This is a genomic window from Burkholderia sp. HI2714 (assembly GCF_002223085.1).
Lineage (GTDB): Bacteria > Pseudomonadota > Gammaproteobacteria > Burkholderiales > Burkholderiaceae > Burkholderia > Burkholderia lata_D.
Genome location: NZ_NKFM01000011.1, coordinates 110,325 through 122,527, shown reverse-complemented (window position 1 = coordinate 122,527; position 12,203 = coordinate 110,325). Strand labels below are relative to the sequence as shown.

At 67.4% G+C, this 12,203-nt stretch carries 11 protein-coding genes; 3 read left to right on the top strand and 8 right to left on the bottom strand.

Annotated elements, in window-relative coordinates; all coding sequences use genetic code 11:
• Positions 1-67 precede the first annotated feature (67 nt).
• The 3 genes from CFB82_RS02600 to CFB82_RS02590 form a co-directional block, all read right to left on the bottom strand.
• Positions 68-1,318, bottom strand: coding sequence for an Hsp70 family protein (locus tag CFB82_RS02600; protein ID WP_089444867.1), 1,251 nt, complete (start codon positions 1,316-1,318; stop codon positions 68-70).
• A 187-nt stretch (positions 1,319-1,505) separates the two neighbouring features.
• A complete protein-coding gene (locus tag CFB82_RS02595; protein WP_069247013.1) occupies positions 1,506-2,111 on the bottom strand; it encodes a nitroreductase family protein in 606 nt (201 codons plus the stop codon).
• 164 nt (positions 2,112-2,275) lie between these two features.
• Complete coding sequence (locus CFB82_RS02590) at positions 2,276-3,559, bottom strand: MFS transporter (protein ID WP_089483360.1); 1,284 nt, start codon at positions 3,557-3,559, stop codon at positions 2,276-2,278.
• A gap of 219 nt (positions 3,560-3,778) precedes the next feature.
• Between CFB82_RS02590 and CFB82_RS02585 the strand changes: the two genes are divergently transcribed.
• Together CFB82_RS02585 and CFB82_RS02580 are read left to right on the top strand one after the other, a co-directional pair.
• Positions 3,779-4,399 carry a TetR/AcrR family transcriptional regulator gene (locus CFB82_RS02585; protein ID WP_089483359.1) on the top strand — a complete coding sequence of 207 codons (621 nt, stop codon included), beginning with the start codon at positions 3,779-3,781 and terminating at the stop codon, positions 4,397-4,399.
• Positions 4,400-4,454: 55 nt separating this feature from the next.
• On the top strand, positions 4,455-5,027 hold the full coding sequence (locus CFB82_RS02580) for a DUF1415 domain-containing protein (RefSeq protein ID WP_089483358.1): 573 nt from the start codon (positions 4,455-4,457) through the stop codon (positions 5,025-5,027).
• Positions 5,028-5,087: 60 nt separating this feature from the next.
• Here CFB82_RS02580 and CFB82_RS02575 read toward each other — a convergent pair whose 3' ends face one another.
• The 4 genes from CFB82_RS02575 to CFB82_RS02560 all read right to left on the bottom strand — a co-directional run bounded on the left by CFB82_RS02575 (position 5,088) and on the right by CFB82_RS02560 (position 8,319).
• A complete protein-coding gene (locus CFB82_RS02575) occupies positions 5,088-5,978 on the bottom strand; it encodes a class I SAM-dependent methyltransferase (protein WP_089483381.1) in 891 nt (296 codons plus the stop codon).
• A gap of 89 nt (positions 5,979-6,067) precedes the next feature.
• On the bottom strand, positions 6,068-7,201 hold the full coding sequence (locus CFB82_RS02570; protein ID WP_143750871.1) for a methyltransferase: 1,134 nt from the start codon (positions 7,199-7,201) through the stop codon (positions 6,068-6,070).
• Between the two features lie 137 nt (positions 7,202-7,338).
• Positions 7,339-7,671 (bottom strand): YegP family protein, encoded by a 333-nt coding sequence (locus tag CFB82_RS02565; protein WP_069247007.1) that lies wholly within the window; start codon positions 7,669-7,671, stop codon positions 7,339-7,341.
• Between the two features lie 153 nt (positions 7,672-7,824).
• Positions 7,825-8,319: an LEA type 2 family protein gene (locus CFB82_RS02560; protein ID WP_089444863.1), complete on the bottom strand. Its 495-nt coding sequence runs from the start codon at positions 8,317-8,319 to the stop codon at positions 7,825-7,827.
• A gap of 643 nt (positions 8,320-8,962) precedes the next feature.
• On the opposite strand from CFB82_RS02560, the gene CFB82_RS02550 reads away from it, so the two are divergent.
• Positions 8,963-11,131 carry a M1 family metallopeptidase gene (locus CFB82_RS02550; protein WP_089483356.1) on the top strand — a complete coding sequence of 723 codons (2,169 nt, stop codon included), beginning with the start codon at positions 8,963-8,965 and terminating at the stop codon, positions 11,129-11,131.
• A gap of 123 nt (positions 11,132-11,254) precedes the next feature.
• Here the strand turns inward: CFB82_RS02550 and CFB82_RS02545 are convergent, their stop codons facing one another.
• Entirely contained in the window at positions 11,255-12,175 is a 921-nt protein-coding gene (locus tag CFB82_RS02545) for a LysR family transcriptional regulator (protein WP_089424369.1), read from the bottom strand.
• Between the last annotated feature and the right edge of the window lie 28 nt (positions 12,176-12,203).

Here is a 12,203-nt window from a genome sequence, read left to right as displayed (position 1 = left end):
GCTTCGGCGGGGCTTTTTGTTTTTCGGCGCCGGTCGACCGGCTTGGCGGCCTTTCAGCCGCCCGCATTCAACCGAACAATCGCTGCGCGTGAATGCCCAGACCTGTCGCGACACTCGCGAGGCGGTCGCCGAACACCGGTTGCGCATCCGGGAACGCTCCCGCCAGCGCGCCCGACAGGAACGCGAGCCCCGTCGAGCCGCCGGTGAAATACAGGGCGCCGACATCGCGCGGCGCCACGCCCGCCAGCCGCACCGTCTCGCGCGCGGCGTCGACGATGCGTGCGGTGTCGTCGCGGCTCGCGTCGACGAGCCGGTCGGCATCGAACGCGATCTGCAGATCCTCTTCCACGTCGTTCAGGTCGATCATCGTCTCCCCGCCCGCCGCGACGCCGATTTTCGCTTCTTCCGCACGCGCCATCAGCGCATGCCCGAGCCGCTGCTCGACCACGCTCGTGAGCCGGTCGTACTGCTGCACCTCCCGGTACAGGTGCTTCATCAGCTTCAGCTCGCCGAGCCGCTTCGGCGTGTAGACCGTGTTGATCAGGTGCCAGGTGGCGAGATCGAAGTAGATCTTGTTCGGTAGCTCGCGACCTTCGGGGTCGAGCGAACGGTAGCCGAATGCGGGCAGGATCGCCGCCAGCTCGACGCGCCGGTCGTAATCGGTGCCCGCGACGTGCACGCCGTGGTGGGCCAGCACGTCGTCCTTGCGCTCGAGCCGCGTCATCCGTTCAGGCCCGACGCGCACCAGCGAGAAGTCGGACGTGCCGCCGCCGATGTCGGCGACGAGCACAAGGCGCTCCGCCTGCTGGCGCGACTCGTAGTCGAACGCGGCCGCGATCGGTTCGTACTGGAATTGCACGTCCGTGAAGCCGACCGATCGCGCGGCGGCCTCGAGCTGGTCCTGGGCGAGGCGGTCGGCGCGCGGATCGTCGTCGACGAAGAATACCGGCCGGCCGAGCACCGCACGGCCGATCGGCGCGCCCGCGCGGGCTTCGGCCTTGCGCTTCAGGTGCGTCAGGAAGCGCGCGATGATTTCGGTGTACGCGATCGCGCTGCCGTCGCCGAGATCGGTCGTCGTTTCCGCGAGCGGCGAGCCGAGGATGCTCTTCATCGAGCGCATCAGCCGGCCGTCGAAACCGTCGATATAGGAAGCCAGCGCCGCACGGCCGTATTCGACCGTCTCTTCGTCGTTGTTGAAGAAGATCGCGGTGGGCAGCGTCAGGTGGTCGCCCTCGACGGGCGCGAGGCGCATGCCGTCGCCGTCGGGCAGCGCCACGGCGGAATTGGACGTGCCGAAATCGATCGCGCAGTAAGTCATGGGAAGTTGCCGCAGCAGGGCCGGCGCGAAAACGGAAAGGACGGGCTTTTTAACATGAAGCCCGCGGGATCACAACCGGGGCCGGCCACCGGTGCCGCGCAACGGGCTTCGGCGTGACGGCGCGCGGCCTGGCGCGCCGGGGAAACATGCGGGCGGGATGCTCGATGCAGCCCGTCCGCCAGGCAGGTCAGGCTGCCGCGTCGAAACCCTTCTTCCACGCGCCCGCATAGACGACCTCGCCGATCGCATGGCGCGTGCGCGGCGCCTTCTCGCGATCGCGCAGCACCGGATCGAGCTTGTCGACGTTGCCGTAGTGACCGAGCGAGATGATCGACGGAATCGCGACGTCGGCCGGAATCGCGAACGCATCGCGGAACGCCTTCGCGTCGAAGCCGCTCATCTGGTGGGCCGCCAGGCCCAGCGCGTGCGCCTGCAGCACCAGCGACATCGCGGCGGCGCCCGCGTCGTACAGCGCGGTGGGAGCCGGTTCACCCTTCGGCGTGAGCGTGTGCGCGGTCACCGCGATCAGCACGGGCGCCGGCGCATTCCAGCCCTGGTTGAACGGCACCAGCGTCGCGAACGCGCGTTTGAACGCGTCTTCGTCCTGCTTGCGGTCGAAAACGATGAAGCGCCACGGCTGCGCGTTGTAGGCAGACGGCGCCCAGCGGGCGGCTTCGAGCACCGCGTGCAGATCGCCGGCGCTGACGGCTTCATCCGAATACGCGCGCGGGCTCCAGCGGCCCGCGATCAGATCGTGAATCGAAACAGTGGTGGGAGCAGGTTTGACGGACATGCGGTTCCTCGCTGACATCGATGAAGGGGCGCGAACGCCTCGCGAACCGCAAGCATACCCGCTTGAGCCGATGCGCGCCCGATCCTCCCGCGCTAAGCAAATCGCCGTGCGTGCATTGCCCGGCCATCCGCCGCGCGGCCGGCCGGGCGATCGAACGGCCGCGCTCAGGCCGCCTGCGCGGCTGCGCGCGACGGGCCGCGGTTGATCCGCAGTACGATCAGCGCGCCGATGATGCACAGCCCGCCCGAGATCATCGACGCGATCGTATAGGTGCCGAGGCTCGCGCGCAGCAGCCCCGCGCCGAGCGCCGCGAACGCCGCGCCGAGCTGGTGGCCGGCGACGATCCAGCCGAACACGACGGGCGCCGCGGCCTTGCCGAACACGTCGGTCGCGAGGCGCACGGTCGGCGGCACGGTCGCGATCCAGTCGAGCCCGTAGAACATCGCGAACAGCGGCAGCCCGAAGAAATCGATCCCGAACGCGTGCGGCAGGTAGATCAGCGACAGTCCGCGCAGTCCGTAGTACCAGAACAGCAGCACGCGGTTGTCGTAACGGTCGGACAGCCAGCCCGACAGCGTCGTGCCGAACAGGTCGAACACGCCCATCGCGGCGAGCAGCGACGCGCCCTGCACTTCCGTCATCCCGTAGTCGCTGCACATCGCGATCAGGTGCGTGCCGACGTAGCCGTTGGTGCTCGCGCCACAGATGAAGAAGCTGAAGAACAGCAGCCAGAAATCGCGCGACCGGCTCGCCGTCAGCAACGTACGGAACGCGACCGCGAGCGGGTTCTCCTTCGACGCCTCGGGCGCGGGCGGCGCATCGGCCGGCTCACCGTACGGGCGCAACTGCACGTCGGCCGGCCGTTCGGGCAACAGGAATGCAACCAGCGGAATCACGATCGCGGCCGCGACCGCGACGACCAGCACGACCGGCCGCCAACCATGACGCTGCGCGATCGCCGCGAGCATCGGCAGGAATACGAGCTGGCCGGTGGCCGTGCTCGCGGTCAGGATCCCCATCACGAGGCCGCGCCGCGCATGGAACCAGCGCGTGACGAAGGTTGCGGACAGCGTCAGCGCGACCACGCCCGTCGAGCAGCCGACCATCAGGCCCCAGATCACCACCATCTGCCAGCTCTGCGTCATCATCGATGACAGCGCGACGCCCGCGCTCATCGTCACGAGCGCGGTGAGAATGGTCGGACGCAGCCCGAAGCGCTGCATCGCGGCAGCCGCGAACGGGCCCGTCAGGCCGTACAGCGCGATATTCACCGAGATCGCCAGCGAAATCGCCGCGCGGCTCCAGCCGAGCTCGCGTTCGAGCGGCACCATCAGCACGCTCGGCGTCGCGCGCGTGCCGGCCGCCGCCAGCAGGATCAGGAATACCACCGCCGCCGCGAGCCATCCGTAGTGGAAGCGCCCGCTGATTCGTGTCACCGCCCAGTTCATCTTCGCGTTCTCCAGTTGGCGGCTCCGGTGCCTCCGCACCCGCGCCGCTCGCCCTGCCAGGCCACCTCCGCCGCACGCTGCATCGGCTGACCCGGGCCGACGCTTGGCATTTGTCTGTTGATCCGACCGGCATTGTTACCGACCGGTCACAAGTGTGTTGCGATCGTAGTGACCAATCGGTAACATGTCAAGCAATCCAATATGCAGTCGAGGGTCATCATGTCGGGCATCGAGATCGCCAAACCGCTGCCGCGCCGCACGCGCCGGCCGATCGACGGCGCTACCGCGCAGGAGCACCTGCTGCGCGCCGCCGAGGAGCTGTTTTACAAGGAAGGCGTCCGGACGGTGGGCGTCGAGGCGGTCGTGGAGCGGGCGGGCGTCAACAAGATGAGCCTGTATCGGCAGTTCTCGTCGAAGGACGAGCTGATCCTCGCGTACCTGGAGCGGATGGATGCGTGTTTCTTCGACCGCTTCAACACGAGCGTCGCGAAGCACCCGGGCCAGCCGAAAGCGCAACTGATCCAGTATTTCGTCGATCTCGCCGAGCGCGCGACGCAGAAGGATTACCGCGGCTGCCCGTTCGTCAACGTCGCGGCCGAATTCCCGGATGCGTCGCACCCCGCGCGCGAGCGCGTCGCGCAGAACAAGGAACAGCTGATGAAGCGGCTCGTCGCACTGTGCGAAGATGCCGGCGCGCGGCAGCCGCAGGCGCTCGCCGACTCGCTCGCGCTGGTGATCGAAGGCATCTACGCGGCAAGCCAGACCTACCGGCATGGCGAAACGCCGATCGGCGTCGCGCCCACGCTCGTCACGCAGTTGATCGAGGCCGCCTGCGCGTGACGGCGCGCCCGCTACAATGCGGCCCTCGCCGCCCTTTCGCCCGACTGGTTTCACGATGACCGACACCCGCCCCGAATCGCACGACGACATCCTCGCCGCCACGCGGCACTGGCTCGCGCGGGCGGTGATCGGGCTCAATCTGTGCCCGTTCGCGAAAAGCGTCTATGTGAAGGAACAGGTGCGCTACGCGATCAGCGAAGCGACGACGCTGGAAGACGCGCTCGGCGAACTCGAAACGGAGCTGCGCGCGCTCGACGCGGCGGACCCGCAGCAGGTCGACACGACGCTCTTGATCTTCCCGCATGCGTTCGCCGATTTCATCGACTACAACGATGCGCTGTTCTTTGCCGACCGGCTGGTGCGGCAACTGCGGCTCGACGGCGTACTGCAGATCGCGAGCTTCCATCCGGACTACCGGTTCGAGGGCAGCGAGCCCGACGACATCGAGAACTACACGAACCGCGCGCCGTATCCGATCCTGCACCTGCTGCGCGAGGACAGCATCGCGCGCGCGGTCGACGCGTTCCCGGACGCGTCCGCGATCTACGAAAAGAATCAGGAAACGCTGCGGCGCCTCGGCCATGACGGCTGGCGCGAATGGATGCGCCGGCCGGGCGACGACGTCTGACGCGGCGTGTAACGTGCGGCACCCGGTGCGCCGGGCGCGACGCGCCCGCCCGCGCGCAGGTCAGCCGGCGGCCGGTTCGACGGCCTCGCCGCCCACGGCCGCGGCTTCCGGCACGAAGAAGCGTTCGTTCAGCTCGGCAAGCCCGAACATCCCGAGGATCTCGTTCAACCGCTCGCCGGGCCGGCGGCGCGGCAGGTTCTTGTATTGCGCGATGATCAGCTCGTTCTTCATCGAATGCTCCCAGCCGACCAGTTCGGTCACGCTGACCTGGTAGCCGTGCGCTTCGAGCTGCAGGCAGCGCAGCACGTTGGTGATCTGGCTGCCGAATTCGCGCGTGTGCAGCGGATGCCGCCACACTTCCGTCAGCGCGTTCGCGAGCGACTTGCCCTTGTTCTTGCGCAGCACGCCCGCGACTTCCGCCTGACAGCACGGCACCAGCACGATGTGCTGCGCGCGCTTCGCGAGCGCGAAGCGGATCGCGTCGTCGGTCGCCGTGTCGCACGCGTGCAGCGCGGTGACGACGTCGACCGTTTCAGGCAGTTTCGGCGACGTGATCGAATCGGCGACCGACAGGTTCAGGAACGACATCCCGCCGAACCCGAGCCGCGCGGCAAGCTCGGCCGAGCGCGTGACGAGCTCCTCGCGGGTCTCGATCCCGTATACGTGCGACGCGAACGCCGGCGTGCCGTGCCCCGGCTGCTGCTTGAAGAACAGGTCGTACAGGATGAAGCCCAGATACGACTTGCCGGCGCCGTGATCGACGAGCGTCACGCTGCCACGCTCGGCCTGCACGCCGGCGAGCAGCGGCTCGATGAACTGGAACAGGTGATAGACCTGCTTCAGCTTGCGGCGGCTGTCCTGGTTCAGCTTCCCGTCGCGGGTGAGGATGTGCAGTTCCTTCAGCAGCTCGACGGACTGCTCCGGGCGGATTTCGTGGGTCTTGTTCGACATCGTGAAGCGCCGCCGGGCCACGGTCGGTCGACCACGGCCCGGCGGCGGGAATTCGTGAGGATTGGCGATAGTTTACCGAAAATACGCGGTCAGGCTCGTGCGCCGAGCCGCCAGAGCGACGTGACCTCGGCCTGGCGTGCCGCGTGCAGCGGATCGTCGGCATCCATCGCCTTCGGGTGCGCGGGGCGGATGTCGTCGCGGCCGAGCACGACGAGGCCCGCTGCGTCGATCCATTGCAGCAGCGTGTCGCGCGGCCGCAGGCCGAGATGCTCGGCGAAATCGGACAGGATCAGCCAGCCTTCGCCGCCCGGCTCGAGGTGCGCGGCGAGCCCCGCGAGGAAGCCACGCAGCATGCGGCTGTCCGGATCGTAGACCGCGTATTCGATCGGCGCGCTCGGCCGGGCCGGCACCCACGGCGGGTTGCAGACCACGAGCGGCGCACGGCCGGCCGGGAACAGATCCGCCTCGACGACTTCGACGCGATCCGCGTGGCCCAGCCGTTCGACGTTCTCTCGCGCGCAGGCGAGCGCGCGCGGATCCTGGTCGGTCGCGACGACACGCTCGACGCCGCGCGACGCAAGCACGGCCGCCAGCACGCCGGTGCCGGTGCCGACGTCGAACGCGAGCGACGTCGCCGGCAGCGGCGCGCGCGCGACGAGTTCGACGTATTCGCCGCGCACCGGCGAGAACACGCCGTAGTGCGGGTGGATCGGTGCACCGCCGAGCGCCGGGATCGGCACCCCTTTCTTGCGCCATTCGTGCGCACCGACGAGGCCGAGCAGTTCGCGCAACGACACGACCGACGGCGCGCCGCCGGGCCCGTACGCCTCTTCGCATGCGGCGCGCACGTCGGGCGCGCGGCGCAGCGGGATCGTGTAGTCGGCATCGAGCGGGATCAGCAGCATGCCGAGCGTGCGGGCGCGCTGCGACTGCGCGAGACGATGCAGGTTGAATGCGTCGACGCCGGCCGCGGCTTTCGCCTTCTTCGGCTTGCGCTCGACACGGCGCGCCATCGCCTGCACGAGCTGGCGCGCATTCTGGAAATCGCCCTGCCAGACGAGCGCGGTGCCCTCGCAGGCAAGACGGTAGGCCGCGTCGGCGGTGAGGCGGTCGTCGGCGGGCACCGCGCGCTTCGGCGGTTGCACGCCGGCTTCGGAGCGCCAGCGCACGGCATGATCGGCGCCGTCGGCGTCGGTCCAGTGGAAAACGGGGAAATCGGTCACGCGAACTCGGTTACGGTTGGCTTCAACGGCGGCGAGAATTCGCCGCGCGGACCACACCATACCGCGCTTTGCCCGACCCGGCAAAACAGGCACCGCAACGCGTGCCCCGAAGGCGCTCGCGGCGGTGCAACCGGCGATCAGGTCAGGTCGAAGGCTTCGGCAACCGGCGCGTCGCGCTTGACGGCTGCAATGCCGTTCTCGCGCCCTTGTACGCTCGTGTAGGTTTCGCTCGTACCGATGACCTGGTGATTCGCGGCCTTCAGGTTGAACATGGGTTCGCCGTTGCGGGCGAGCTTCCGCTCGTAACGCTCGTCCCGCGGTGCATTTTCACGCACGGACGCGATCCCGTTTCTCGCGCCGCCTTTCTCTTCGTACCGCTCGCTCGCGAGGATGATCTCGCCGTTCGCCGACTTCAGGTGGAAGTAGTACTGACCGTTCGTCGCTTTCATGATTTCGAATTTTGCCGCCATGTATTTCTCCTGGAAAATTGTCCGGCCCTCGGACACCAGCGAGTCTACGTGCAGCATCGGCAAAAATCGACATGACGCCAGAATGAATGTTGAAGAGCGTCAAATGGTCAATTTTGCGTGACGTTTGCGCGACGTTGCCTGCAACCACGCATGCTATCCGCCCCACCCCGGCATCGCGGGCAGGCGCAGCGTGCCCGCGTCGTTGAAGTGCACGGTGCCGAGCACGCCGCCCGCGAGCCGGCCGCGCAGCGCATACGGCAGCTCGCCGTTCGCGGCCGCGCCGGGCAGGTTCCACGCCTGCCGCGCAGCGGCGAAGGCCGACACGGAAACCGGCACGTCGAGCACGGCCTCGCCGAAGCGCGGCACGGTGCCCGAGCGATCGCTGACGCCGCCCGCGAACGGCGCGCCGTTCAGGTCGAGTGCAACCGAGATGCCGTCGTAGTCGATCGGCGCATCGTTCGGGTTCTGCACGCGCAGCTTCAGGCTGAAACGCATCTCGAGGCCCTGCCCGACGAGCGGGTCGAGCCCGACGACCGTCACGCGCACCGGGTCGCGCGTCAGCCCCGCACAACCGCCGAGCAGGAGCACGGCGACGAACAGCAGCAGCATGGCGCGCAGCGGCGCGATACGGAACAGGGTTCGTGGCATGGGAAAACCTCCTCGCGGCAATCGGTGAGCGGATCGTCGCTGCATTGTACCGAGCACGCCCCGGTACGCCGGGTTTCGTAGTTTTCGCAGTCCCGCGAGATCGTTAATAGATTAAAACTACGAAGATAACAGCGAAACAGAAAGCGCATTAATGCTTCCCAGCATTCAATGGAGGACAGCGAATTCAATAGATGCAATTTCTAAATTTTTCGTTTCCTTTACCTAAAACCATCAAGTATATTTACGCATCCTTCGAGCAAGCCGACAAACCTTGAAGCCGCATGACGGTGATTTTACGGAACGGCGACATGCCTTCCTGCCATCCTGCGACGAGGCCCGGCCAGCCCCGTAGGTCGTCTGTTCAAAGGGGAAAGCGCGCCCGCCCAGGGCGTGCGGCTCCGTGTCGTGCGTGCGAAATCAATTCAGTACAACACGCGCCCGGCCATTTTGAACCGGCAAGTTAACCGACATCCGGAAATCCAGAGGGGGCAGTAAACCATGATTACCTTCACGTAGTCGGCCGCCGTCTTTTCGAATAATCCGTCATTGGCATTTTCATCGCTGTTGATTAACGGCGAGGGGATTGTCTTTGCCGGCGTTTTCGCAGCACTGAACGATTCTTTCAACAATCGAGGTTTCAGTCATGTCGATCAACATTCGCAAGATGCGTTATCTGCCGATCGTCGCCGCGCTCGCGCTAGCCGGGTGCGGCGGCGACGACGGCGGCGTGGGCTCGGCTTCCGCGCTCAGCTCCGCCGGCGCGCCGCACTCGGGCTCGTCGCCCACCGTCACCGCGCCGCCGAGCGCCTCCAACGTCGACAAGAGCGTCTCGCCCGTCGAGTTGCCGGACACCGTGGTACCCGTGAACTACCGGCTGTGGTTCCGCCCGAACGACGCGCTGAACGCGTTCGACGGCCGTGCCGACGTCGAGATCAAGGTGCTGAAGCCGGTCAACAACATCGTGATCGCCGGCCACCGGATCAAGTTCACGAACGGCCGCATCACGCTGCAGCCGGGCAACATCCAGCTGATCGCGACGCCGCAGGACAAGGGCGACTTCTACCAGTTGCGCCCCGTGAGCGGCACGATCTCGCCGGGCAACTATTCGCTGCACATGGAGTGGACGGGCATCATCAACTTCAAGTCGTATGACGATCCGGTCGCGAAGACCGGCGGCAGCTGCGGCGACGATCCGTATCCGGGCTGCTCGGCCGCGGAAGGCGTCTTCCGCGTCGACCTGAAGGGCACCGACGGCAAGACGAGCGGCGCGATCCTCACCCAGGGCGAAACCAACCTGTCGCGCCAGTGGTTCCCCGGCTGGGACGAGCCGGCATTCCGCCCGACCTATGAAGTGACGGCCGAAGTGCCGCAAAGCTGGCGGGTCGTGTCGAACGCGGCCGAGAAACCGTCGACCAACGTCGGCGGCGGCTACAAGCTCGTGCAGTTCGAGAAGACCCCGCCGATGCCGTCGTACCTGCTGTTCTTCGGCGGCGGCCTGTTCGACACCTACGAGGACGACTTCTCGAGCCCGCTGCCGGGCGGCAAGGGCGGCCTGCACCTGCGCGTGTTCACGCCGCCGGGCATGAGCGACTGGGCGAAGCCGGCAATGGACCGCACCAAGCAGGCGCTCGACTTCTACTACCGCTATACGGGCATCGCCCTGCCGCTCACGAAGTTCGACACGGTGGCCGCGAACGATGCGTTCAAGGAGCAGAAGGACCTGAACTTCGGCGGGATGGAGAACTGGGGATCGATCCTCGAGTTCGCCGACGACATCCTGCCGCAGCCGGGCCAGCCGATGTCGCACTATGGCAACGAGGTGCTGACGCACGAAGTCGCGCACCAGTGGTTCGGCGATCTGGTCACGACCGACTGGTGGGACAACGTGTGGCTCAACGAGTCGTTCGCGACGTTCTTCGAGACGAAGACGACGATCCAGTTCTTCCCCAACGAGTTCAGCTGGCTCGACCAGGTGAAGAACAAGTACCGCGTGATCAATCGTGACATCGGCCCGAACGCGTTCCCGGTCGCACCGAACTTCAACGGCTGGGCGTCGAACGACTTCGTGCTGAGCGCCAGCGCGTTCACGTACGACAAGGGCGGCCACGTGCTGAAGACGCTCGAGAACTATCTCGGCGAACAGACGCTGCGCAAGGGTCTCCAGCAGTACCTCGTCGACTACTCGTTCGGCAACGGTACGCCGAAGCGTCTGTGGGATGCACTGTCGAAGGAAAGCGGCCAGTCGATCGGTGCGATCGGCGACAGCTACGTCCGCCAGACCGGCGTGCCGCTGATCTCGCTCGACACGCAGTGCGACCTGACGAAGAACCAGACGGTCATCACGCTGAAACAGCAGCCATTCCCGAACAAGAACGCGTATCCGGGCCTGCAATGGACGGTGCCGATCACGCTCGCGTACGGCCAGGGTCTCGCGAAACGCACGACGCTCGCGCTGAAGGATACGCAGACGCAGACGCGCGTCGACGGCTGCACGGGCGTGGTCGCCGACCCGAGCGGGCTCGACTACTACGTCGTGAACTACAGCGACGCGGCCTGGAGCGGGCTGCTCACGCAGGTCAACAGCTCGACCGATCCGGTCCTGCTCGCGAACCTGAAGAGCGAGGCCGCCCTGCTCGTCGCGAACAACCTCGCGCCGGCATCGCGCTCGACGTCGATCGGTTCGGTCGCTTCGCCGGCCGCGATGAAGCTGCGCCAGACGCCGACCTTCGGCGGCCTCGAGCCGGTGACGAAGGAACGCCCGGCACTGCACTACCAGGGCATCTTCAAGCCGCGCAAGGTACTGACGCAGTAACGGTGCGCATCCGGCCGGCGCCGCGCAGCCTGCGGCTGCCGGCCGGCGTACCGGTTTCTCCGACCTTTGACGGGCCTCGCATGCGAGGCCCTTTTTTCTTTGGGCACGTGCACCCGCCCGCCGTCATGCCCACGCGGCATCCCACGCCGGCTGCGCGAACCACGTCGCGAGAAACGCGACGAGCCGCGACGCGCGCGCGGTGCCGCGCGCCTGCTGGCGCAACACGTGGATCGTCGCCGGCTCGGGCGCCGCCGCGAACTGCGGCAGCACCGCGCGCAAGCGTCCGTCGCGCAGCGCGTCGCCCGCGAGCCAGGTCGGCAGGTGCGCGAGACCGAGCCCGTCGATCGCGGCTTCGAGCAACGCTTCCGAATGATTGCTGCGAAACCGCGGCTGCGCCGGCACATGGCGGCGCTCGCCGAAGCGCCACGCGCCCGGCGGCGGCGCACCGTGCCAGGCGAGGCAGTCGTGGCCGGCGAGCGCGTCGGGCGACTCGGGTTCGCCGCGCCGCGCGAGATACGCCGCGCTCGCGCACAGCACGCGCCGCTGCGGCGCCAGCACGGTCGCGACGAAGCGCGTGTCCTCGAGCGGGCCGATACGCACCGCGAGATCGACGTCGGAGCCGAGCCGCGCGCCCTGCAGGTCGACCATGCTGTCGGTCAGCACCAGGTCGACCTGCAGCGCCGGATGACGCTGCATGAAAGCAGCCAGCGCGGCCATCAGGTGCCGGCGGCCGAACGGCGCCGGGCAGTCGACGCGCAGCAGCCCGCTCGGCTCGTCGTGCTGGCTGTGCAGGTCTTCCTGCAGGCCACGCAGCTCGGCCAGCATCCGCGTCGCGCGCCCGTACAACAACTGGCCGGCCTCGGTCGGCCGCAGCGCGTGCGTGGTGCGGTGCAGGAGGCGGATGCCCAGTTGCGTCTCGAGCCGGTCGATGCGCCGCGTGACCGACGACGCGGCGACACCCAGCCGGCGCGCGGCCGCCGAGAAGCTCTGCTGGTCGACCACGTCGACGAACAGCGCCAGATGCGGGGAAAGGAAGTCGTCCATTCGGTGCCTTCGGAGTTGGCTATGCGTT

Excerpts from the sequence above, each read along its gene's own strand:
- CFB82_RS02600 (WP_089444867.1), bottom strand. The coding sequence starts at position 1,318 with ATGACTTACTGCGCGATCGATTTCGGCACGTCCAATTCCGCCGTGGCG.
- CFB82_RS02595 (WP_069247013.1), bottom strand. The coding sequence starts at position 2,111 with ATGTCCGTCAAACCTGCTCCCACCACTGTTTCGATTCACGATCTGATC.
- CFB82_RS02590 (WP_089483360.1), bottom strand. The coding sequence starts at position 3,559 with ATGAACTGGGCGGTGACACGAATCAGCGGGCGCTTCCACTACGGATGG.
- CFB82_RS02585 (WP_089483359.1), top strand. The coding sequence starts at position 3,779 with ATGTCGGGCATCGAGATCGCCAAACCGCTGCCGCGCCGCACGCGCCGG.
- CFB82_RS02580 (WP_089483358.1), top strand. The coding sequence starts at position 4,455 with ATGACCGACACCCGCCCCGAATCGCACGACGACATCCTCGCCGCCACG.
- CFB82_RS02575 (WP_089483381.1), bottom strand. The coding sequence starts at position 5,978 with ATGTCGAACAAGACCCACGAAATCCGCCCGGAGCAGTCCGTCGAGCTG.
- CFB82_RS02565 (WP_069247007.1), bottom strand. The coding sequence starts at position 7,671 with ATGGCGGCAAAATTCGAAATCATGAAAGCGACGAACGGTCAGTACTAC.
- CFB82_RS02560 (WP_089444863.1), bottom strand. The coding sequence starts at position 8,319 with ATGCCACGAACCCTGTTCCGTATCGCGCCGCTGCGCGCCATGCTGCTG.
- CFB82_RS02550 (WP_089483356.1), top strand. The coding sequence starts at position 8,963 with ATGTCGATCAACATTCGCAAGATGCGTTATCTGCCGATCGTCGCCGCG.
- CFB82_RS02545 (WP_089424369.1), bottom strand. The coding sequence starts at position 12,175 with ATGGACGACTTCCTTTCCCCGCATCTGGCGCTGTTCGTCGACGTGGTC.